At 74.0% G+C, this 22612-nt stretch carries 14 protein-coding genes; 8 read left to right on the top strand and 6 right to left on the bottom strand.

Annotation, left to right across the window (positions count from 1 at the left end; translation table 11 throughout):
* Positions 1 to 16: 16 nt before the first annotated feature.
* Genes V2S66_RS21625 through V2S66_RS21615 form a run of 3 tightly spaced genes read right to left on the bottom strand, consistent with a single transcriptional unit; the run spans position 17 to position 5144 of the window.
* Complete coding sequence (locus V2S66_RS21625; RefSeq protein ID WP_330797563.1) at positions 17 to 3697, bottom strand: 5-oxoprolinase/urea amidolyase family protein; 3681 nt, start codon at positions 3695 to 3697, stop codon at positions 17 to 19.
* Positions 3697 to 4350 (bottom strand): urea amidolyase associated protein UAAP2, encoded by a 654-nt coding sequence (locus V2S66_RS21620; protein WP_330797562.1) that lies wholly within the window; start codon positions 4348 to 4350, stop codon positions 3697 to 3699. Before V2S66_RS21620 ends, V2S66_RS21625 begins: the two co-directional genes overlap by 1 nt.
* Complete coding sequence (locus V2S66_RS21615) at positions 4347 to 5144, bottom strand: urea amidolyase associated protein UAAP1 (protein ID WP_330797561.1); 798 nt, start codon at positions 5142 to 5144, stop codon at positions 4347 to 4349. The genes V2S66_RS21620 and V2S66_RS21615 overlap by 4 nt, the downstream gene beginning before the upstream one ends.
* 780 nt (positions 5145 to 5924) lie before the next feature.
* On the opposite strand from V2S66_RS21615, the gene V2S66_RS21610 reads away from it, so the two are divergent.
* On the top strand, positions 5925 to 6581 hold the full coding sequence (locus V2S66_RS21610) for a TetR/AcrR family transcriptional regulator (protein ID WP_330797560.1): 657 nt from the start codon (positions 5925 to 5927) through the stop codon (positions 6579 to 6581).
* 55 nt (positions 6582 to 6636) lie between these two features.
* Here V2S66_RS21610 and V2S66_RS21605 read toward each other — a convergent pair whose 3' ends face one another.
* The gene (locus V2S66_RS21605) at positions 6637 to 7410 is read right to left on the bottom strand and encodes an isocitrate lyase/PEP mutase family protein (RefSeq protein ID WP_330797559.1); all 774 of its coding nucleotides are present in this window, start codon (positions 7408 to 7410) and stop codon (positions 6637 to 6639) included.
* 197 nt (positions 7411 to 7607) lie between these two features.
* Positions 7608 to 9215, bottom strand: coding sequence for an amino acid permease (locus V2S66_RS21600; RefSeq protein ID WP_330797558.1), 1608 nt, complete (start codon positions 9213 to 9215; stop codon positions 7608 to 7610).
* Between the two features lie 246 nt (positions 9216 to 9461).
* Here V2S66_RS21600 and V2S66_RS21595 point away from each other — a divergent pair, with 246 nt between their 5' ends.
* From V2S66_RS21595 to V2S66_RS21585, 3 genes are all read left to right on the top strand, one after another.
* Positions 9462 to 10202, top strand: a complete 741-nt coding sequence (locus V2S66_RS21595; protein WP_330797646.1) for a PadR family transcriptional regulator — start codon at positions 9462 to 9464, stop codon at positions 10200 to 10202.
* A 218-nt stretch (positions 10203 to 10420) separates the two neighbouring features.
* Positions 10421 to 11440, top strand: coding sequence for an ATP-binding cassette domain-containing protein (locus V2S66_RS21590; RefSeq protein WP_330797557.1), 1020 nt, complete (start codon positions 10421 to 10423; stop codon positions 11438 to 11440).
* Positions 11441 to 11526: 86 nt separating this feature from the next.
* Entirely contained in the window at positions 11527 to 12273 is a 747-nt protein-coding gene (locus V2S66_RS21585) for an ABC transporter permease (protein WP_330797645.1), read from the top strand.
* 65 nt (positions 12274 to 12338) lie between these two features.
* On the opposite strand, the gene V2S66_RS21580 is transcribed toward V2S66_RS21585, so the two are convergent.
* A complete protein-coding gene (locus tag V2S66_RS21580; protein ID WP_330797556.1) occupies positions 12339 to 13211 on the bottom strand; it encodes a siderophore-interacting protein in 873 nt (290 codons plus the stop codon).
* A gap of 309 nt (positions 13212 to 13520) precedes the next feature.
* Between V2S66_RS21580 and V2S66_RS21575 the strand changes: the two genes are divergently transcribed.
* The 4 genes from V2S66_RS21575 to V2S66_RS21560 all read left to right on the top strand — a co-directional run bounded on the left by V2S66_RS21575 (position 13521) and on the right by V2S66_RS21560 (position 22574).
* Positions 13521 to 15161 (top strand): cellulase family glycosylhydrolase, encoded by a 1641-nt coding sequence (locus V2S66_RS21575; protein ID WP_413966454.1) that lies wholly within the window; start codon positions 13521 to 13523, stop codon positions 15159 to 15161.
* Between the two features lie 307 nt (positions 15162 to 15468).
* Positions 15469 to 17175, top strand: coding sequence for an MFS transporter (locus V2S66_RS21570; protein WP_330797555.1), 1707 nt, complete (start codon positions 15469 to 15471; stop codon positions 17173 to 17175).
* A gap of 120 nt (positions 17176 to 17295) precedes the next feature.
* Positions 17296 to 18243, top strand: coding sequence for a helix-turn-helix transcriptional regulator (locus V2S66_RS21565; protein WP_330797554.1), 948 nt, complete (start codon positions 17296 to 17298; stop codon positions 18241 to 18243).
* A gap of 155 nt (positions 18244 to 18398) precedes the next feature.
* Entirely contained in the window at positions 18399 to 22574 is a 4176-nt protein-coding gene (locus tag V2S66_RS21560) for a carboxypeptidase regulatory-like domain-containing protein (protein WP_330797553.1), read from the top strand.
* The last annotated feature ends 38 nt before the right edge of the window (positions 22575 to 22612 follow it).

The raw sequence follows: 22612 nt of genomic DNA, 5'->3' as shown, positions 1-22612 counted from the left end.
GGGCCGGCGGGCGGCGTCACAGCGGTGCCAGCGTCAGCAGCGGTGTGCCGGGGGAGACCTGGGCGCCGGTGCTGACCAGGACGGCGGCGACGCGGCCCGCGACGGGGGCCGTCACCGGGGACTCCATCTTCATGGCCTCCAGGGTGAGCAGTGGCTGCCCGGCCGCCACGACGTCGCCGGGCCTGACCGCTATCTGCCAGACCGCGGCGGGCAGGTCCGCCTCCACCGCGCAGCCGCCCGGCGGCACGGACACGGCCGCACGCTCCGCGGGAGCGGGCGCGGCGGCCCGGTCGGCGCGCGCGAACTCGCCCGCGGCCTCCCACGCGGCCCGCTCCGCTCCGAACGCCGCCGCCTGGCGCGCCCTGAACTCCTCGATGGAGGGCGCGTTCCGGGCGAGGAACCGCTCGTGGTCCGCCAGAGCGAAGGTGCCGTCCTCGATCTCCAGTTCCAGCCTCCCGGCGGCCATGTCGGCCCGCAGGTCGAGCAGTTCGTCCGCCTCCACCGGATACCAGGTGATGCGGTCGAAGAACCGCAGCAGCCAGGGGCGTTGCCGCTGCCGGTTCGACCACACCTGCACGGTGCGGCCGACGAACTGGTAGCCGCCGGGGCCCTCCATGCCGTAGACGCACAGGTACGCGCCGCCGATGCCGACCGAGTTCTCCGCGGTCCAGGTGCGGGCCGGGTTGTACTTGGTGGTGACCAGCCGGTGCCGCGGGTCGAGCGGGGTGGCGACGGGGGCGCCCAGGTACACGTCGCCCAGGCCGAGGACCAGGTACTCGGCGTCGAACACCGTCCGGTGCACGTCGTCGACCGAGTCCAGGCCGTTGATCCGGCGGATGAACTCGATGTTCCACGGGCACCACGGGGCGTCGTCGCGCACCCCCGCCATGTAGCGGGCGGTGGCCTCCCGCGTCGCCGGGTCGTCCCAGGACAGCGGCAGGTGCACCGTGCGGCTGGGCACCACCAGCTCACCGGTGGGCGGCAGTTGCTCCTCGGCCTCGCGGACCAGGTCGAGCAGCTTGCCGGTCGGCAGCACGTCGGGGTCCACGTGGACCTGGAGCGACCTGATCCCCGGGGTGAGGTCCACCACGCCCGGCAGCCGCCGCTCGGCCAGGTGCTCGGCGAGCGCGTGCACCCGCATCCGCAGCGCCAGGTCGAGCTGCATCGGCCCGTACTCCACCAGCAGGTTGTCGTCACCGCTGCGCCGGTACGTCACCGCCGGGCGTGTCGCGTTCGCCTCGGCGCGGGCCAGGACACCCCCGTCGCCGACCGGCGGGCGCGACGCGCCGGGGGGCGACGCCGGAGCGCTGCGCAGCGCGGCCGCCGCGTCCTCGCTGACCGGCACGAACCGCACGGTGTCACCGGGCCGCAACTGCCCCAGCTTCCAGCGCTGTCCGGTCACCACCGTCGCCGGGCAGACGAAACCGCCGAGCGAGGGGCCGTCCGGTCCGAGCAGCACCGGCATGTCGCCGGTGTAGTCCACCGCGCCGACCGCGTACGGCGTGTCGTGGATGTTGGACGGGTGCAGCCCTGCCTCGCCGCCGTCGCTGCGGGCCCACCGCGGCTTCGGACCGATCAGCCGGACGCCGGTGCGCGCGGAGTTGAAGTGCACCTCCCAGGTGGCCGCGTAGAACTCCGCCACGTCCTGTTCGGTGAAGAACTCCGGTGCCGCGTGCGGGCCTTCGACCGCGCCGATCCGCCACGCGGCGCCGAACCCCGGCCGCTGCGCCTCCGGCACCGCGGCGCCCTCGGCGGTGCCGCCGCCGTGCAGCACGTCACCGGCGCGCAGCGCCCGGCCGCCGTGGCCGCCGAACCTGCCGAGCGTGAAGGTGGCCGCGCTGCCGAGGAACTCGGGCACGTCGAGCCCGCCCGCCACCAGCAGGTAGGTGCGCAGTCCCGCCTCGCCGGGCGCGCCGACGTCCAGGACCGCGCCGGCCGGCACCGTCAGCGGCTGCCACTGCGGCACCGCCTCGCCGTCGACGCTGACCAGGGCCGGGGCGCCGGTGACGCACACGGTGGTGGCGTGGCTGAAGCGCAACCGCGGTCCCTGCAGGGTGCATTCGAGGCCGGCGGCGCCCTCGTCGTTGCCCACCGCCGTGTTGCCGAGCCGGAAGGACAGGTCGTCCATCGGGCCGCACGGCGGGACCCCGACGTGCCACAGCCCGGTGCGGCCAGGCCAGTCCTGCACGGTGGTGAGCGTGCCGGCCCGCAGTACGTCGATCCGGCGGGAGGAGTCGGTGACCGCGTCGAGCGTGGCGGTGTGGTGGGCCGCCGCGCGCAGGTCGGGGTCGGCCAGCGCGGCACGCAGCAGGCCGAGGTTCGTCTCCACCCCGTCGACGCGGGTGCCGGCGAGGGCCTCGGCGAGCCGGTCCAGCGCCTGGGCGCGGTCCGCGCCGTGCGCGATCACCTTGGCGAGCATCGGGTCGTACGCGGTGGTGACCTCGGTGCCGGTCTCGACCCACGTGTCGACCCGGACGCCGGGCGGGAAGACGACACGGGTGAGGTGTCCGGCGCTCGGGCGGTGCCCGCGGGCGGGATCTTCGGCGTAAATCCGTGCTTCCACGGCGTGTCCGACTGGCTTTGTCGACAAGGTGACCGGCGTGTCGGCGGCGCTGCCGGGGGTGCGGGCGGGATCGGTGTCAGAGGCTGCCTCGACGGCGGTCCCGACGGCGGTGTCGAGCGCGGAGGACTCCGCGCGGTGCGCGGACGCGCCCGCCTCCTCCAGCGCCGGGACGGGCCGGCCCTGAGCGAGCCGCAGCATCCACTCCACGAGGTCGACGCCGTGCACCTCCTCGGTGACCGGATGCTCCACCTGGAGACGGGTGTTGACCTCCAGGAAGGACGCCTCCTGCCGCGCCGCGTCGTACACGAACTCCACCGTGCCCGCGGAGCGGTAGTCCACCGAGGCGCACAACGCGCGGGACACCTCGGCGAGCTGGCGCCGCACCCGGTCCGGCAGGCCCGGCGCGGGCGCCTCCTCCAGGACCTTCTGGTGCCGGCGCTGCAACGAGCAGTCCCGGTCGCCCAGCGTCAGCACCCGGCCGCGCCCGTCGCCGAAGACCTGGACCTCGACGTGGCGGGCCCGCTCCACCAGGCGCTCGAGGAACACCCCCGCGGAGGAGAAGCCGGCGGCCGCCGCCCGCTGCACCGGCTCCCAGGCGGCGGCGAGTTCCGCCGCGTCCCGGCAGGCCCGCATCCCGATGCCGCCGCCTCCACCGGTGGCCTTGAGCATCACCGGATAGCCCAGCCCGGCCGCCGCGCCGAGCGCGGCCGGCAGGTCGGGCAGCAGCCCGGTGCCGGGCAGCAGCGGCACCCCCGCCGCCTCGGCGGCGGCCCTGGCCGTGTGCTTCGCGCCGAACACCTCCAGCTGCCGCGGGGTCGGGCCGACGAAGGCCAGGCCCGCGGCCTCGCAGCGGCGGGCGAACTCCGCGTCCTCCGACAGGAATCCGTACCCGGGATGCACCGCGCCCGCGCCGGTCCGCCGCGCCGCGGCGAGCACCGCGTCCACGTCGAGGTAGCTGGACCTGGCCGGCGCCGGGCCGAGCCGTACGGCGGTGTCCGCGAGGTGGACGTGCGGGGCGCCGCGGTCCGGGTCGGAGAAGACCGCCACGGTGCGCAGGCCCATGCGGCGCGCCGTGCGGATCACCCGGACGGCGATCTCCCCGCGGTTCGCGACCAGCAGCGTGTCGAAGGTCATCAGCGGCCTTCCTCGGCGACGGCGGCGACGGCGGCGGGTTGCACCGTCATCCGTACCGGTGTGGGGTCGAATCCGTTGCAGGGGTTGTTGATCTGGGGGCAGTTGGAGACCAGCACCAGGACGTCGGTCTCGGCGCGCAGCGCCACCTGGAGGCCGGGCGCGGAGATGCCGTCGACGATGCCGAGGGTGCCGTCCTCCTCGACGGGCACGTTCATGTACCAGTTGACGTTGCTCACCAGGTCACGCTTGCCGAGGCCCCAACGGGCACCCTCGGCGAGGAAGTTGTCCACGCAGGCGTGCTGGGACCAGGTGTGGTGCCCGTAGCGGAGGGTGTTGGACTCCTTCGAGCACGCGCCGCCGATCGTGTCGTGCCGTCCGCAGGTGTCGGCGACCACCGTCATCAGCGGGGTGTGCTCGCCGGAGAGCAGCACGCTGCCGGTGGTCAGGAAGATGCCGCCCTGCGCCTGGATCGTGTCGGGCGCGCTGTAGCGCACGGAGGTGTCGTGCGCGTCGTAGACGAGGAAGTCCACGGCCTGGTTGCCGTGCAGGTCGGTGATGGTGAGGACGGCGCCGGCCGGGATCACGGCCGACCACGGCGCGCGGGCGGGGACCTCGGTGACGGTGGCGGGTCCGGTGGTGGCGTGCGCGCTCATGCGAGGCCTCCGGCGGTCAGGAACTCGGCGGTGTTGGCGAAGGCGCGGCGGCTCTCCGGAGTGTCGTCCCACAGCGGGTCGCCCGGCCCGGTCGGACGGCCCGGCCGGGCGCGGACGTCGAGCACGCCGCAGGTGTACGCGGCGCGGGGGTCGAGCGGGTGCGGGACGTTGGCCAGCAGCACGGTCAGCGGCTGCTCGGCGCGCAGCGTCACCGTCGCGCCGGGGGCCGCCGAGCCGGTGAACTCCAGCGAGCCGTCCGGCTCCACCCGCACGCCCTTGAAGAAGCTGATCGACGGGGGGAGGTCGCGCCGCGTCAACCCGTGCTTGGCGGCAGCGAGTTCGAAGAGCGCGCGTCCCGCGGGAGAGGGGCCCTGCGGCGAACCGTCGCCGTAGCGTGCGGTGTTGCGCACCACCGTGGAGGTGCCGCACAGCGTGTCGTGGCGGCCACTGGTGTCCGAGACCAGCGACGCCAGCACCCGTCCCTGGTCGGACAGCAGCAGCCGGCCCGCGCCGAGGTAGGCGTTCCACTGGACCTTCACGGTGTCCGCCGCGTTCAGCCGCTCCCACGGGCGGTCCCGCGCGAAGAGCAGCAGGTGCGCGCAGGCGTCGCCGGTCGGGTCCGCGAGCCGCAACTCGGTGCCGCGGGCCAGCGTCCGGTGCGTGTAGCCGCCGCCGGCCACCGTCTCGGCCCACACCAGCCCCTCCGGCGCCGGCACCACCGGCATCGCCTCCGCCCGCGCGCCCTCCTGGGCACGGGCATGGTCCCGAGCGCCGTACGTCGTCCCTGTGGCCACGGTGCTGCACCTCCGGCTCGGCCGAGTAATTTCTGTCGCCCGACAGAAATTACGAGCGGTCGGCTTCGCCGCGATTGCCCCGGCGTTGCCGGGCGGTTACCGGCTCCTCACGGTGCCGCCCTCGGCGGCGGGCGCGGGTCCGCCCGGCGGCGGGGACGCTTCGCCGGGTCGATGCGGTGGCGCTGGCGCGCCGCAGGGTGGGTGGGGTGGGCGATTCCCGTTCGCGTCGGGATGGCGGTTCGCCTCCTGGCGGGTACCCGAGGGCCGTGCCCGGCCCTCCGGCGCGCTGCTGCGCGGCGCTGTCGGGCAGCGGCGCAGCCGGGTGGGTCGGGTGCGGGGGACGGTGCGCGCTACCGCGCTGGCGCGCCGCGGGGTGGGTGGGGTGGGCGATTCCCGTTCGCGTCGGGATGGCGGTTCGCCTGCTGGCGGGTACCCGAGGGCCGTGCCCGGCCCTCCGGCGCGCTGCTGCGCGGCGCTGTCGGGCAGCGGCGCAGCCGGGTGGGTCGGGTGCGGGGGACGGTGCGCCCGGCGCGCGGGGACGGTGTCAGCGCGGGGCGTTCCCGCGCGGGGGAGGAGTCGGTGTGACGCCCGGTGGGGGCGGCTTGCGGTTGTGGGGAAGGCAGCCGCCGACGTGCCGGCGCAGGGTGCTGACCCCGGCGGGGACGACGGGTCTGCCCGGACGCAGGTGGGTGACGCGGTGCCGAGCTGGGGCGACGTTCGATCGCGGCCCCCGAGGTGCGGGGCGGGAGCGCATGGGTGGGGCTGTGCGAGGATCGTGGGGTGAGCAGCAACGGACGGCGGGTGGGGCGGCCGCGGGCGCAGCAGCGGGCGGAGAGCGGGCTCGCTCCGCGGCAGGAGTTGCTGGCCGCCGCGGCGGAACTCTTCACCACCCGTGGGTACACGGCGACCACCACCCGGGCGCTGGCCGAGCGGGCCGGGATGCGGCAGGCGTCGATGTACCACTACGTCGGCGGCAAGGAGGACCTGCTCGCCGAACTCCTCGACGGCACGGTCTCACCCTCGCTCGGTCTGGCCCGCGCGCTGGTCGCGGACACCGCGCGCCCGGCCGAGGCACGGCTGTGGGAACTGTGCCGGTCCGACGCCGAGTTGCTCTGCACGGGACCGCACAACCTCGGCACGCTCTATCTGCTGCCCGAGGTCGCCGCGCCGCGCTTCGCCCCCTTCCGCGAGGCCCGCGCGGCGCTCAAGTCGGCCTATACGACGCTGCTCTCGGCCACCGCGCCGGGCTCCGCACTCGCGCCCGCCGACCTGGCGCTGCGCGCGGACCTGCTCTTCGCGCTGATCGAGGGCCTCATCCTCGCCAACCGCTCCACGCCCGCGTTCGCCTCGGCGGCCGCCGACGCGGCGCTGCGCATCGCCGGGGTGCCGGAAGCCGGCCTCGCCGCCCTGCGCGACGCCCTCCCGACGGCGTCGTGACCGGCCGGGGCCGAGGCCGGGGCCTCGGCGCGGCCGAGCCCCCGCCCCCGCCGCGTCACGGCGCGAAGAGCGCGTTCAGCTCGCCGAAGTCCAGGACCCCGTCGAGCCCCTCCAGGGTTCCCGCGCCCAGGAGTTCGGCGGCCGCCCGGCGCGCCGCGGTGTACGCGGACTGCGCCAGCGCCGTGCCCAGGCTGATCCGGCGCACCCCGGCGGCGGCGAGCTGCGGCACGGACGGGCCGCCCGGCACGGCCATCGCGTTGACGGGCAGCGGGGACGCCGCGCACAGCTCGGCCAGCACGTCGAGGTCCCGCAGCCCGGGGACGAAGATCCCGTCGGCGCCCGCCTCGGCGTAGGCCCTGCTCCGGGTGAGGACGGCCGCGGGCCGGGACTCCGGCGCCCCGACGCCGAAGAGGAACACGTCGGTGCGGGCGTTCACCACCAGGCCGGGCAGGCCCGCGGCGGCGGCCGCGTCCCGTGCGGCCCGCAGCCGTGCGGCCTGCGCCGCCACCGTGAAGAGCGGCCCGCCGACCGCGGCGGAGTCCTCCAGGTTCACCCCGGCCGCGCCCGCAGCCACCAGATCCGCGACGGTCGCGGCGACGTCGGCGGGCGCGGGCCCGTACCCGCCCTCCGCGTCGACCGTCACGGGCACCGACACCGCGGCCGTGATCCGCCGCGCGGCGGCAACCGCCTCCGCACGCGACAGGCGCTGACCGTCCCCGCGGCCCGCCGACCAGGACACGCCGCCGCTGGTGGTGGCGACCGCCACGGCTCCGGCCGCCTCGATCACGCGCGCGCTGCCCGCGTCCCAGGCGTTCGGCAGCACGAGCAAGCCGGCACTCGACTCCCGAAGACGCCGCGCCGCCTCGACGGCGGGCGGGACGGCGGGCGGGACAACTGAAGACGCGGCGGACGACACGGCGGACGACACGGCGGGACCCCTTTCCTCGGATTCCTCGGAGCGAACCGGGCGGCAGGCCCGCTCGGTCCGCTCACTGTGTGCCGCCGCGCCCCGTGGGCGGAATCGATTCAGCCCTCCCCGAATCCACCCCCGGCGACCGCGCCCGCGACCGTGGCTCCGGTTCCCGCCCCGGTCCCCGCTTCGGCCCCCGACTCCGCCGCCTGGGGGGCGTTGCGCAGCCGCCACGCCGCACCGATCGCCAGCGTGCCGAGCAGGAACAGCGGCGAGAACCACTGGAAGTACCAGTGGCCGCCCGAGGGGTCGTAGACGGCGGCGCGCGGCCAGGCGAGGTTCACAGCCATGGTGAGGCCGTAGAGCAGGGCCAGCACGTTGACGGGCACTCCCCAGCGGCCGAGCGAGAAGAGCGGCGCGCCGGACTCGTCGGTGCCGGCCGGGAGCCGGCCGCGCAGGCGGCGCAGCAGCTGCGGTCCGGTGACCATCGCGTAGGCGAGGTAGAGCATGACGATGCAGGTGGTGCCGATGGACAGCCAGGCGTCGGGGGAGGCGAAGCTGAGCAGCAGCAGGGCAGCGGCGAGGCCGCCGACCACGAGGGCGGGGGCGGGCGGCTGGCCGGTGCGCGGCGAGACCCGGGCCAGCGGGCCGGAGAAGGGCAGCGCCCGGTCGCGGGCCATCGAGAAGAGCATCCGGGTCGCCGAGGTCTGGATGGCCAGGGTCGCCACCGCCACCGCGAGCGCCACGTCGCACAGCAGCGCACGGCCGAGCCCGCTGCCGAGCCTGCTGGTGAGCACGTACGACAGTCCGTCCGTGCCGAGCCGCCCGTCGGTGAGGCTGGGCGCGGCGAGCAGGGCCGCGAGCACGAGCAGCGAGGCGAGCACGCCGGCGGCGGTGAGGGCGGTGAGGATCGTCCGGGGGGCGACCCGCCGCGGCTGCCGGGTCTCCTCGCTCATCTCGCCCGCGCTGTCGAAGCCGATCATCACGTAGGCCGCGGCGAACGCCCCGACGAACAGCGCGGACGCTCCGCCGCCGGCGCCCCCGCCGTGCACGGTGACCGACGCGCCGCGGTCCGCGTGCGCGAAGAGCAGCACGACGATGAGCACCGCGCCGACGATCTCCGCCGTCACCCCGACCCGGTTGACCAGCGACATCACGCGGTTGTCGAGCAGGTTGACGGCGGTGGTGAGGACCAGCAGGGCGATGCCGAGCACCGCCGCGTTGGCGGCGCCGTCCGACGAGAGCGGCGAGGTGTCCGTGCCGACGAGCTGGAAGCCGGACCAGACCGGCGGCAGCACCACCTGCAGGGCGAGCGCCGCGGCGGCGACCACCACGATCTGCCCGAGCACCATGATCCAGCCGGCGTACCAGCCGAAGACCGCGTTGCTCAGCCGCGTCGACCACTGGTAGACGGCGCCGGAGATCGGGTAGCGCGCCGCGAGTTCGGCGAAGCACGCGGCGACCGCGAGCTGGCCGATCAGCACCGCGGGCCAGGTCCAGAAGAAGCGCGGGCCGCCGAAGGAGTAGCCGAAGGCGAAGAACTGGAAGACGGTGGTGAGGACGGAGATGAAGGAGAAGCCGGCCGCGAAGGACGCGTAGCGGCCCATGCTGCGGTGCAGTTCCTGGCGGTAGCCGAAGCCGGCGAGCCCGGCGGCGTCCGCTGCCTGGCCGGCGCCTCGCGGCGGATCGTCCCTGAGGTGGTCGGATGGTGCGGTGGCGGTCATGGGGTGCCCCCTGTCCCGTATTCCTGTCGGGCGACAGAAATTAGGGACGCGGTGTTTCGTGCCGATGACGCGTCCATGTCCGGGACGGGCCGAAGTCCTCACCGCGCCCCCGGCGGCGGAAATTCGCGATACATCGTGGTTGCTGTCGCGTCCTGCTCGCGATATATTCGGCCGCGGATATACGGTGACGAGCGTTCGCCGGCGCGGGTGTCGGCCGAGGCCGAGGAAGAGGAGGAGGTGGACGGCATGGCGCAGCGGCGCAGGCTCTCGAACCCGCTGGCCCTCGCGGTCATGGTCTTCCTCAACGAGCGCCCCATGCACCCGTACGAGATCGCCCGGCTGCTGCGGCAGCGCGGCAAGGGACACACCATCAAGATCAACTACGGCTCGCTCTACACCGTCGTCCAGAACCTGGAGAAGCACGCCTTCGTGACCGTCGCCGGAGTCCAGCGCGAGGGCAACAGGCCCGAGCGCACGCTCTACGGGCTCACCGACGCCGGCCGCACCGAGATGCACGACTGGCTGGCCGACCTGGTGGCCGTGCCGGCCCGCGAGTACCCGGCGTTCGAGGCGGCGCTCTCGCTGATCGGCGCGCTGCACCCGGACGAGGTCGCCGAACTGCTCGCCGAACGCGTGCGCGCGCTGGAGGTCCACGCGGCCGCGCTGCGCGGGGTGCTGGGCAGGCTCGACGCCGACCTGCCGCGGCTGTTCGTCATCGAGACCGAGTACCAGGTGCACATGATCGAGGCGCAGGCGCAGTGGGTGCGCGGACTGCTCGCGGAGCTGGCCGGCGGCACGCTGCCGGGCGCCGCGCAGTGGCGCGCCTGGCACGAGACCGGCGAACTGCCCGATGACTGGACCGACTTGGAGGAGCGGCTGCGCGACGCGGAGTCGGCGGGGCCGGGCGCGGGCACGCCCCGCGAGGAGGACGCGCCCCGGGACGCGGGCACACCCCGCGAGGAGGGCACGGAGCTGGACCGACCCTGACGCGCGCGGGCAGACGCGCGAGACACGACGAAGGAGCGCGAAGTCCGGCGCCCGCTGCGGCAACAGCGGGACGCCGGAACGCGAACCGCGACACCGGACACCCGCGCGGAGCGGACGTCGGGCCATCGAGGTGCGGCACACCCACGATATCCCGGCTCCTCCCCGCGGGCCGTCCGGCCACCAATCCGGCACACCCCTGTACGCGGAGGACCGCCACCATGACCACGCACGCGCCCGCTGTCGAGGCGCACGACCTCACCAAGACCTACCCCGGCGGGGTGACCGCCCTGGACGGCATGGCCGTCACCGTCGCCGCGGGCACCGTCTTCGGACTGCTCGGCCCGAACGGCGCCGGCAAGTCCACCACCGTCAAGATCCTCACCACGCTGGCCAGGCCGGACTCCGGCACCGCCGCGGTCGCCGGGCACGACGCGCTGCGCCACCCCGACCGGGTGCGGCGGGCGATCGGCGTCGTCGCCCAGAAGTCCGGCGCCGACCCGGTCGCCACCGGCCGCGAGAACCTGCTGCTGCAGGGGCGGCTCTACGGGCTGCGCGGCACCGCGCTCGCCCGCAGGGCGGACGAGCTCCTGGCGCGCTTCGACCTCACCGGGGCGGCCGGCCGCCTGGTCAGGACGTACTCCGGCGGCATGCAGCGCCGACTCGACGTCGCGCTCGGCCTGGTGCACCGCCCGCAGGTGCTGTTCCTCGACGAGCCGACGACCGGCCTCGACCCGGAGGCGCGCACCGCGATGTGGGAGGAGATCAGCCGGCTGGCCGGCGACGAGGGCCTGAGCATCCTGCTCACCACCCACTACCTGGAGGAGGCCGACCGGCTCGCGGAGCGCATCGCGATCGTCGACCGCGGCCGGGTGGTGGCCGAGGGCACCCCCGACGAACTCAAGGGCGAACTGCGCGGCGACGCCGTCCACATGGAGCTGCGCGAGACGCCGGGACCGGTCGACGCGCAGTTGCTGCGGGCCGCGCTTGACTCCTTCGCCGGGGTCCGCGAGGTGGTCTTCGACGGACGCCGGCTCAGCGCCCGCGCCGACGACGGCCCGGCCGCCGTACCGCACGTGCTGGCTGTGCTGGAGCGTGAGGGCGCGCACGTCGCGTCCGTCACCGTCGCACGACCGTCGCTCGACGACGTCTATCTGCGGTACGCGGGCCGCCGGTTCGCCGAGGCGGACGCCGCCGCCACCGCTTCCGTCCCCGCGGCCGCCGCCGGAGGTGCCCGATGACCGCCACCCCGATCCCCGCCCGAGCCGAGGACGGCGCACCGGAGTCGCCCGGCAGGGTCAGGGAGACCCTGTCGCAGAGCTGGTACATGACGCAGCGCCAACTGATGGCGATCGTCCGGCAGCCGGTCTTCGTCGTGATCACCCTGGTCCAGCCGGTGATCTGGCTCTTCCTGTTCGGCCAGTTGTTCAGGAAGGTCGTCGAACTCCCCGGCTTCGGGGCCGGGTCGTATCTGGACTACCTGGTGCCCGGCGTGGTCGTGATGAGCGCGGTGTCCTCCAACATGTGGGCCGGGATGGGCACGTTGGAGGAGATCGAACGCGGCACGCTCAACCGCTTCCTCACCACGCCGGTCAGCCGCGCCGCGCTGATGAACGGCAACGTGGTGCAGCAGGGCGTCTCCACCGCGGTGCAGTCCGTGGTGATCGTGCTGCTGGGCAGGCTGGGCGGCGCGCACTACCCGGGCGGCGTCGGCGGCCTGGCCCTGCTGATCGTGCTCTCCGTCCTGCTCGGCACGGTCTTCGGCGCGTTCTCCAACGCGCTGGGCATGCTGGTGCGGCAGCGCGAGAGCATCATCGGCATCAACACCTTCCTGCTGCTGCCGTTGACCTTCCTGTCCTCCGCCTTCATGGCGCCCGCCCTGATGCCCGGCTGGATGCGGCACGTCGCCGACTTCAATCCCGTCAACTGGGCGCTGGTCGCCGGCCGTTCGGCGATGGCCGCGGACCCCGACCAGAGCGTGGTGCTGGGCCGCGGCGGCGCGCTGCTGGCGCTCGCGGTCGCGGCGGTCTGGCTGTCGACGCGGACCTTCCGCTCCTACCAGAAGTCCGTCTGAGGCGCCCGCCCCGGAGCCCGCGTGCCGCGCCCGCCCCGGCGCCACGCCCCTCGCCCGCCCCGGCGCTACGCCTCGGGCCCGCTCTCCTGCTCGGCCTCGATCCGCGCGTTCCACTCCCGCTTGGACGACTGCCAGCCGTCCTCGTCCGCGCCGCGCCGCCAGTAGCCGGAGACCGACAGCCGCTCGCGCGGCACCGCCCGGTCCACCCGCAGGAGGCGCCGCAGCTCCTTCACGAAGTGCGCCTCGCCGTGCACGAAGACCTGCACGTCGCCCGGCGGGAACTCCAGCCCGGAGACCGCCTCGACCAGCGCCTCGCCGACCGGCCGGTCGCCGCGGTGCAGCCACACGATCTCGGCGTCCCCCTCGGTGTGCAGCTTCTGCTCCTCGGCCGGCCCCCCGACCTCGAGGAAGACCCGCGCGTGCGCGCCCGCGGGCAGCCGCTCCACGGCGGCCGCGACGGCGGGCAGCGCGCTCTCGTCGCCGGCCAGCAGGTGCCAGTCGGCCGCGGCGTCCGGCGCGTAGCCGCCGCCCGGACCCATGAACCAGATCTCCTCGCCCGGTCGCACCCGCGCCGCCCACGGCCCGGCGATCCCCTCGTCGCCGTGCACCACGAAGTCCACGCTCATCTCGCGCGACGCCTCGTCCCAGGCCCGCACGGTGTACGTACGGGTGCGCGGCCACTGCTCGCGCGGGTGGTCGCGCCGGATCGCCTCGACGTCGAGCGGCTCGACGTACGGCGCGCCGTACGCCTGCGCCAGGCTTCCGCCGCCGGGTGGGAAGAGCAGCTTGACGTAGTGATCCGTGCACGCGCCGATCTCCAGCGCGGCGGCCGGGTCCACGGCCAGCACGACGCGGACCATGTGCGGTGTGAGCCGTTCCGTCCGTGCCACCGTCGCGGACGTGGCCCTCGGAGTCCTGCGCTGCGGACGTTCCGCCATCTCTCGCCTCCCAGATCGAACTTAGGTCAGCCTAACTGACGCGGCGCCGGGCGCCCGGCCCCCGAGGGTTCACCTCTTGAAGCCGGTCGGCCCCCTTGACGCCCGTTGTGTGCGATCGCTTCCATGAGTTGGGCTTGGGAGCGCTCCCATGCGTGCTCCCGAGCCCCGCCCACACCACGAACCCACGCGTTCCGTCCCCCCACCGAGAGGAATCGCCCCGTGGTCCCCATTCCGGACTCGCCGAGTCCCCTGTCCCGCACGAGTCCCCTGCCGCGTCCGAGCCGGCTGCGGGTCCTCCTCGCCGCGGCCGTGGCGGCCCTGCTGCTCACCGCCCTGGCCCTGACCGGACAGTCCCGCGCCGCCGCGGCGCCCGCGCGGGCCGCCGCCCCGGACGCGGCGGGCGCCGCCGCCGTCGCGGCCGCCGGCACCGGCTACTGGCACACCAGCGGCCGGGACATCCTGGACTCCGCGAACCAGCCCGTACGCATCGCGGGCGTCAACTGGTTCGGCTTCGAGACCAGCAACAACGTGGTGCACGGGCTCTGGTCGCGCGACTACAAGAGCATGATCGACCAGATGAAGTCGCTGGGCTACAACACCATCCGGCTGCCGTACAGCGACGACATCTTCAAGCCCGGCGCCACGGCCAACAGCATCACGTTCTACAACATGAACCAGGACCTGCAGGGCCTCAGCCCGCTGCAGATCATGGACAAGATCGTCGGCTACGCGGGCTCGATCGGACTGCGCGTCATCCTGGACCGCCACCGGCCGGACGCGAGCGGCCAGTCGGCGCTCTGGTACACCAGCTCGGTGCCGGAGTCGACCTGGCTCACCGACCTCAAGGCGCTCGCCGCCCGCTACCAGAACAACACCGCGGTGGTCGGCATCGACCTGCACAACGAGCCGCACGACCCGGCCTGCTGGGGCTGCGGCGACACCAGCGTCGACTGGCGGCTCGCCGCCCAGCGCGCGGGCAACGCCGTCCTGGGGGTCAACCCCAACCTGCTGATCTTCGTCGAGGGCATCCAGACCTTCAACGGCGTCTCCGGCTGGTGGGGCGGCAACCTGATGGGCGCCGGCCAGTACCCGGTGCAGCTCTCGGTGGCCAACCGGGTCGTCTACTCGGCGCACGACTACGCCACGTCGGTCGCGCAGCAGAGCTGGTTCACCGACCCGAGCTTCCCGGCCAACATGCCGGGTATCTGGGACAAGTACTGGGGCTACCTGTTCAAGCAGAACATCGCACCCGTGTGGGTGGGGGAGTTCGGCACCACGCTCCAGTCGACGGTCGACCAGACCTGGCTGAAGGCCCTGGTGAGCTACCTGCTGCCGACGTCGGGCAACGGCGGGGACAGCTTCAGCTGGACGTTCTGGTCCTGGAACCCCGACTCCGGTGACACCGGCGGCATCCTCAAGGACGACTGGCAGACCGTCGACACCGTCAAGGACGGCTACCTGACGAGCATCAAGGCGCCCACCTTCGGCGGCACCGGCTCGACCGGCGGCACGTCGGCCGGCACCACCTCGGGCACGTCCGCCGGGACGACCTCGGGCACCTCGTCCGGCACGTCGAGCGGCACGTCGTCCGGTACCAGCACCGGCACCAGCACCGGTACGTCCTCCGGCACCACCGGCGGCACCGGCGGCAGCGGCTGCACCGCGAGCCTGCACATCGACAACCAGTGGAACGCGGGCTTCACCGCCACGGTCACCGTCACCGCCGGCAGCACGGCCATCAACGGCTGGAAGGTGGCCTGGACCTGGCCCGGCAGCCAGCAGGAGACCAGCGCCTGGAGCGCGACCGTCCAGCAGAGCGGCGCCTCGGTCACCGCGACCAACCTGAGCTACAACGGCGCGGTCGCCGCCGCGGGCTCGACCAGCTTCGGCTTCCAGGGCACCGCCTCCAGCGCCTTCACCGTGCCGGCGCTGACCTGCACCGCCTCATGACGGGCGGCCCGCACGCGGCGGGCCCGTCCGGCGAGTGAGCTGATCGACGCGGGACCGGATCGCGCCGTCCACGGCGGCGGATCCGGTCCCGCTCGCGTTCGGGCGCGGGCAGGCGGCGGCCGGCCGGCCGGACAGGCGCGGCGGCAGCGGTGGTTGCGCCCCCAGGTCGGGGCTGCGCACCCCCTAGGCATACCGACTGGTCGGTACTACCCTCTGCCCAACTCGGACACCGCAGCACGGTTCCGGGTGTTTCCGAGGTCACTCCCCGTCACCGCGCCGGGATTCCCGCACCTCCAGGAGGAGCCGCATGTCCGCCACCCCGACGTCACTCGACGACGGCAGACCGGGGCCGGCCCCGGCCGCCGCCGGCGCCCGCACCGTACTCGGCCGGCTCTACCGCCGGGACATGCCCGCGTATCCGACGACCGGACGCCGGATGGGCTATCTGGCCATCGTGGTGATCACCACGGTCGTGCTGTACTACATGCTCTACATCCAGTACGCGGTCGCCACGTCGATCATCACGCACTTCGACATGACCTACCGCTACTTCGTGTGGGTGTCGGTGATCGGCAACGCGGTGGGCGCCTTCGCCTCACTGGCGGCCGGCCTCGCCGACCGCTGGGGCCGGGCGAACATGGTGGTCTACGGACTGCTGATCGCCTCGCTGCTGGTGTTCTTCGGGCTGCCGAACGCGGGCGGCAAGGCCGCGTACCTGGTGATGTTCGCGCTGGTCAGCCTGATCGAGGGCGTCGTGCTCGTCGCCACGCCCGCGCTGATCAGGGACTTCTCGCCCCAGCTGGGCCGGGCCACGGCGATGGGCGCGTGGACCATGGGACCGGTGATCGGCAGCCTGGTCGTCACCACCGTCACCAGCAACACCCTGGACACCTCCAGCTGGCAGGACGAGGTCCGCTACTCGGGCATCGCGGGGCTCGCCGTCTTCGTCGTCGCGCTCTTCGCGCTGCGCGAGCTGTCGCCAGGACTGCGCGACCAGATCATGGTGACGCTGCGGGACCGCGCGCTGGTCGAGGCGCGCGCCAAGGGCATCGACCCGGCGGCCGCCCGGCGCGGCGAGTGGCGGCAGATGATGCGCCTGGACGTGACCGGCTCGGCGCTGGCCATCTCCCTCTACCTGCTGCTGTACTTCGCCGCCGTCGGCAACTTCGTGGTCTTCTTCGCCACCACCTACGGCTACAGCGAGCAGCGGGCCAACGCGGTCGCCAACTGGTACTGGGCGGCGAACGCCATCGCACTGGTCGTGGTCGGCGTGCTGTCGGACCGGATCAGGGTGCGCAAGCCCTTCATGATCGTCGGCGCGGCCGGCTCGATCGTGATGACCGCGATCTTCGCCACCCGCGCCACCCATCCGACGACCGACTACTACACCTTCGCCTGGCTGTTCATCGGCATCGGCGTCTTCAGCGGCATCGCCTACGGCCCGTGGATGGCGTCGTTCACCGAGACCGTGGAGAAGCACAACCCGGCGGCCACCGCGACCGGTCTCGCGGTGTGGGGCTGGACGATCCGGATCACCGTCGCCGTGTCGGCCGCCTTCATCCCGGTGCTGGTCACCTCGGTGACACCGCTGGTGGACCACGGCGGCCAGGTCACCGCCGCGCAGACGCAGGCGGCGCCCGCGCTGGCCGTGGTCGGCGCCCACCCGCAGCTCTTCGCCGAGCTGGGCAAGTACCCGCCGGGCAAGGCGCCCGCGGCGCTGACCGCGCAGGCCGTGCAGGAGGTCGGGCCGGCCGACCTGGCGGTGGTGCAGAAGGCGCAGCCGCAGCTCGCGGTGTTGCAGAAGTACGGGACCAAGGTGCAGAAGGCCGCGCACGACGGACCCGGCCAGTGGCGCGACTGGTGGTGGATCTGCGTCGGCGGCCAGGTGCTGTTCCTGCCGTTCGTGTTCGTGATGGCCGGCCGGTGGAGCCCGAAGAAGGCCCGCGAGGACGCGGACCTGCACCAGCAGGCGGTGGAGCGCGAGATGGCGGCGCTGACCGCGGAACGGGACTGACCGGCGGGCGCGTCGGGCGTACGCCGTCGGTGGCCGTGGTGGCAGGGTTGCACCACGGCCACCGGTGACCTGTGGGATTCCCGGGATTTGACGCCTACTTGACGACTACAGTCCCCGATCATGACCGAACGTCCGTTTGAGGCACTGGGGTTGAGCGCCGACGCGGACCGGGCCTATCCGCTGCTGATCTCCACGCGGGGAGTGGCGGCGGCGGAACTGGCCCGGCATCTGGGGGTGCTGGGGGAGCAGGCGGAGTCCGCCTGCGGGGAACTGGCCGCGCGCGGCCTGGCCAAACGGGGCGCCGACGGCCTGTGGTATCCGCTGCCGCCGCAGGCCGGACTGCTGCCGATGGTGTCGCGCGCCGAGGAACAGCTGCGGCAGGGCAGAGAGTTGCTCGACCGGCTCGGCGTGGTCTACCAGCGCGTGCACGAGGGCCATCGCGCCGAGGAGATCGTCCAGCCGGTCCAGGGCGCGGCGGCGATCCGGGGGCGCGTCCACGCGGTGCACGCGGCGGCCCGCAAGGAGCTGCTGTTCTTCTCGCGCGGCGGTGGCGCGGTCGGCGGCAGTTCGGTCGGCGGCGGTTCGGTCGGCGGCGTCGGGCAACCGGCCGCCGACCCGGCGGTACGCCGCCGGGTGCTGGTCGAACGCGACGGGCTCGACGCGGGGTTCACCTTCGGCCCGGCGCACGTGCGGGTGGTGGAGCGGCTGCCGGTGCGGCTCTGCATCGCGGACCGCTCGGTGGCGCTGCTGCCGCTGGCCGAGGACGGTGAGCCGCCGGACCCGGTCGCGCTGGAGATCGGGCCGAGCGGGCTGCTGGACGCGCTGGTCGCGCTCTTCGAGTCGCTGTGGGCCGGCGGGGTGCCGCTCGGCCCGCCGCACAGCGGGGTGCGGCTGCGGATCCTGGGCATGCTGGTCAGCGGGAGCACGGACGCCGCGATGGCCCGCGCGCTGGGCGTCGCGGTGCGGACCGTGCAGCGGCACATCGCGGCCATGCAGCGCGCCGCGGGCGCCGACAACCGGGTGCAACTGGTCTGGCACGCCGCCCGGCACGGCTGGCTCGACGTCTGAGCGCGCGCCCTTGGCGGGTTGCCGACTCCGCACCACCGCCGTCCGGATGTCGCGTTCTCGTCAAGGCTGCCGGGATTCCGGTGGTGTCCCTGGTGCACAGGTATACGCCAGCGGCTCGATCGAGCCGCACCACGTGCAGCCCAAGGGAGACCACCTTGCGCAGACGCATATTCCCGGCCGGACGGCGCGCCGCCACCGTGACGGCACTCGCCGCTCTGGCCCTCCAACTGCCCCTGCTCGCCGTGGCGGGGACAGCGGCCCACGCCGCGCCGGCCGGCAAGTCCGGCTCCGCCGACGTGGTACGGCAGTGCGCCGACCCCAAGCCGGGCGAGTTCGCCTGCTTCGCGCTGCGCCGCACCGACGTGGCCGCGCACAAGGGCGTCCAGCCGCTCGCCACCACCCCGGACGGCTTCGGACCCGGCGACCTGCAGAGCGCCTACGCGCTGCCCGCCGACGGCGGCGCCGGCCAGACGGTGGCCATCGTCGACGCCTACGACGACCCCAACGCGGAGGCCGACCTCGCCGTCTACCGCCAGCAGTTCGGTCTTCCGGCGTGCACCTCCGCGAGCGGCTGCTTCAGCAAGGTCAGCCAGCGTGGCGGCACCGACTACCCGACGCCCGACCCGGACTGGTCGGGCGAGATCTCCCTCGACGTCGACATGGTCTCCGCGGTCGCCCCCCACGCCCACATCCTGCTGGTCGAGGCGGACTCGGCGAACTTCGAGGACCTCGGCGCGGCCGTGGACGAGGCGGTGGCGCTCGGCGCCAAGTACGTCTCCAACTCCTACGGCACCGCCTACGACAGCACCCCGGGCAGCGGCGAGGACCCCTCCGAACTCACCGCCATGGACCCGTACTACAACCACCCGGGCGTCGCGGTCGTGGCGTCTTCCGGCGACGACGACTACGGCGTCAGCTACCCCGCGGTCTCCCCGTACGTGACCTCGGTCGGCGGCACCGCCCTGGCCAAGGACACCGGCACGGCCCGCGGCTGGAGCGAGTCGGTGTGGCACAACTCCTACGGCGGCCCCGGCTCCGGCTGCTCGGTCTACGAGCCCAAGCCCGCCTTCCAGACCGACACGCTGTGCGCGAAGCGGGCCATCACCGACGTCTCCGCGGTCGCCGACCCGGTCACCGGCGTGTCCGTCTACCAGACCTTCGGCGGCGGAGGCTGGGCGGTGTACGGCGGCACCAGCGCGTCGTCGCCGATCATCGCGGGCGTCTACGCCTCGGCCGGCACCCCGGCCGCCGGCACCTACCCCAACGCCTACCCGTACACCCAGCCCGGCGCCCTCAACGACGTGACCACCGGCGCCAACGGCAGCTGCACGCCGGCCGGACTGTGCACCGCGGGACCCGGCTACGACGGGCCGACCGGCCTGGGCACCCCGCACGGCCTCGACGCCTTCCGCAGCGGCCCGCACGGCGTGATCAGCGGCAAGGTCACCGACCACGGCACCGGCGCCGCCATCGCCGGTGCGACCGTCAAGGCCGGCGACCACAGCGCCACTTCGGACGCCACCGGCGCGTACAAGCTGGACATCCCGCCGGGCGGCTACGACGTCACGGCGAGCGCCTACGGCTACACCACGAGCACCGTGCCCGGCGTCGTGCTGGCCGACGGCGCCACCGTCACGGAGTCCTTCGCCCTCGACTCCGTGCCGCGGCAGACCGTCTCCGGCAAGGTCACCGACGGCTCAGGACACGGCTGGCCGCTCTACGCGAAGGTCACCGCGGACGGCGTGCCCGGCGGCCCGGTCTTCACCGACCCGGTCACCGGCGCCTACTCGCTGACCCTGCCGCAGAACACCTCCTACACGCTGCACTTCACCGCCAACTACCCCGGCTACCAGATCCTCGCCAAGACCGTGCAGGTCGGCGCGGCCGCGCAGACCGTCAACGCGGCCGTCCCGGTGGACGCCAACTCCACGCAGGCGCCCGGCTACGCGGTCGAACTGACCGGCACCACCGAGCCGTTCACCGCGACCACCGCCCCGCCCACCGGCTGGAGCGTGACCAACGCCGGCGGCACCACCGGCGGCTGGACCTTCGACGACCCCGGCGCCCGCGGCAACAAGACCGGCGGCAGCGGCGGCTTCGCCATGATCGACAGCGACGACATCGGCCAGGGCCTGCACCAGGACAGCTCGCTGCTCTCCCCGTCCTACGACCTGAGCGCCGACGCCAACCCGATCCTCGGCTTCGACACGGACTACAAGGAGTTCACCAACTCCGCGGCGGACGTGGACGTCTCCGCTGACGGCGGCGCCACCTGGAGCACGATCTGGCACAAGACCACCACCTCCGTCACCGGCCCGGCCCACGTCGACCTGCCGCTGACCGGCTACGCCGGCAAGAGCGACGTCCGGCTGCGCTTCCACTACACCGGCAGCTGGGCCTACTGGTGGGAGCTGGACGACGTCTTCGTCGGCCAGCGCAGCTACGACCCGGTGCCCGGCGGCCTGATCGTCGGCAACGTCACCGACGCCAACACCACGACCGGCGTGAACGGCGCGACCGTCACCAGCACCGACGCGCCCGCCGACCACGCCACGACCACGGCCACGCCGGACGACCCGAACCTGGGCGACGGCTTCTACTGGATCTTCTCGCACCTGACCGGCAAGCACCCGGTGACCGCGGCCGCCTCGCACTACACCTCCGCGACCGCGACCGCCAACGTGCCGGCCGACGGCACCGTCGGCCGGAACCTGTCCCTCAAGGCCGGTCGCCTGAAGGTCACTCCGGCGTCCATCGCCAAGACGGTGGCCTGGGGCAAGAGCGCCACGCAGACCGTCACCGTCAAGAACACCGGCACCGCGCCGGCCACCCTGACGCTCGGTGAGAACCCCGGCGGCGTCGTCGTCCAGCAGGCCGGCGCCCCGCTCAACCTGGTCAAGGGCGCGTTCTCGCCGCACTCGCTGGCGGCACACGGCGCGAAGGCGGGCGCCAGGTCCGCGGCGGGCCGCGCCACCACCGACGCGGCCGCGCAGGCGCAGGGCGACGCGGGCGCCGCGTGGCAGCCGGTGCCCGACCTCCCCGTCGCCACCGGCGACAACGCGGTGGCCGCCTACCAGGGCACCGTCTACTCGGCGTTCGGCTTCACCGGCGTCAACGACACCAGCGACCTGTACGCGTACAGCGCGGACAGCGGCGCCTGGACCAAGCTGGCCTCGGCCGCCGACACCCGCGAGGCCCCGGCCCACGGGATCATCGGCGGCAAGCTCTACGCGGCCGGCGGCTGGGGCGCCAGCGGGGCGCCCGACGCCAAGCTGGAGATCTACGACATCGCCTCCAACACCTGGAGCACCGGCGCCAACAGCCCCAAGCCGTACGCCGGTTCGGCCAGCGCGGTGCTCGACGGCAAGCTGTACGCCGTCGGCGGCTGCACCGCGACCGCCTGCGGTACCACCGACGTCACCGTCTACGACCCGTCCGCCGGCAGCTGGTCGTCCGCGGCCGCCTACCCCGAGGCGGTGGCCTGGGAGTCCTGCGGCGCGGTGACCGGCAAGCTGTACTGCTCCGGCGGCACCACCGACGCCGGCAGCATCACCCACGCCTACGTCTACGACCCCGCCGCCGACTCCTGGTCGCCGATCGCGGACCAGCCGACCGACGCGTGGGGCTCGGCGTACACCGCCGCCAACGGCCTGCTCCTGGTCAAGGGCGGCGCGATCAACAGCGGCGCCGCGCTCACCAACCAGACCTGGGCCTACCAGCCCACCGACAACACCTGGACGGCGCTGCCCAACGCCAACGCCTCGCTCTACCGCGGCGGCGGCGGCACCGGCTTCTACTCCGTCGGCGGCCTGGCGGGACAGACCCCCGCCAAGACCTCCGAGGTGCTGCCCGGCTACGACCAGACGGAGTCCGCCGACGTCAGCTGGCTGTCGGAGAGCGCCGACACGGTCACCGTGCAGGCGGGAGCCACCGCCACGCTGACCGTCACGCTGGACGCGTCCGCGCCCGAGATCAGCCAGCCCGGCACGTACACCGCCTCGCTGGGCCTGGGCAGTGACACGCCCTACCGGCTCGACCCGATCGGCGTCTCGCTGACCGTGAAACCGCCGGCCACCTGGGGGAAGATCACCGGCACGGTCACCGCGTCCGGCGGCGCGCCGCTGGCCGGGGCCACCGTCCAGATCAACACCTGGGCGACCCACTACACCCTCAAGACCGCCCCGGACGGCGGCTACGCGCTGTGGCTGGACGTCCGCAACAACCCGCTCCAGCTGATCGTGGCGAAGGACGGCTACCAGCCGACCACCACCACGGTGAGGATCCAGAAGGGGGCGACGACCACCAGCGACTTCACGCTGCTGAAGGACTAGCCGGAAGCGGGGCCGCCCCCCCGCCCCCCCGCGGGGGG

This window comes from Actinacidiphila polyblastidii (genome assembly GCF_036353415.1).
Classification (GTDB): domain Bacteria; phylum Actinomycetota; class Actinomycetes; order Streptomycetales; family Streptomycetaceae; genus Actinacidiphila; species Actinacidiphila polyblastidii.
The sequence above is the reverse complement of the archived record's forward strand: the minus strand, read 5'-3'. Positions and strand labels throughout refer to the sequence as shown.

What these genes read in the sequence shown, in the direction of transcription:
- V2S66_RS21580 (WP_330797556.1), bottom strand. Translation starts at nt 13,211, where the DNA reads ATGGCGGAACGTCCGCAGCGCAGGACTCCGAGGGCCACGTCCGCGACG.
- V2S66_RS21585 (WP_330797645.1), top strand. Translation starts at nt 11,527, where the DNA reads ATGACGCAGCGCCAACTGATGGCGATCGTCCGGCAGCCGGTCTTCGTC.
- V2S66_RS21625 (WP_330797563.1), bottom strand. Translation starts at nt 3,697, where the DNA reads ATGACCTTCGACACGCTGCTGGTCGCGAACCGCGGGGAGATCGCCGTC.
- V2S66_RS21565 (WP_330797554.1), top strand. Translation starts at nt 17,296, where the DNA reads ATGACCGAACGTCCGTTTGAGGCACTGGGGTTGAGCGCCGACGCGGAC.
- V2S66_RS21595 (WP_330797646.1), top strand. Translation starts at nt 9,462, where the DNA reads ATGGCGCAGCGGCGCAGGCTCTCGAACCCGCTGGCCCTCGCGGTCATG.
- V2S66_RS21620 (WP_330797562.1), bottom strand. Translation starts at nt 4,350, where the DNA reads ATGAGCGCGCACGCCACCACCGGACCCGCCACCGTCACCGAGGTCCCC.
- V2S66_RS21570 (WP_330797555.1), top strand. Translation starts at nt 15,469, where the DNA reads ATGTCCGCCACCCCGACGTCACTCGACGACGGCAGACCGGGGCCGGCC.
- V2S66_RS21600 (WP_330797558.1), bottom strand. Translation starts at nt 9,215, where the DNA reads ATGACCGCCACCGCACCATCCGACCACCTCAGGGACGATCCGCCGCGA.
- V2S66_RS21590 (WP_330797557.1), top strand. Translation starts at nt 10,421, where the DNA reads ATGACCACGCACGCGCCCGCTGTCGAGGCGCACGACCTCACCAAGACC.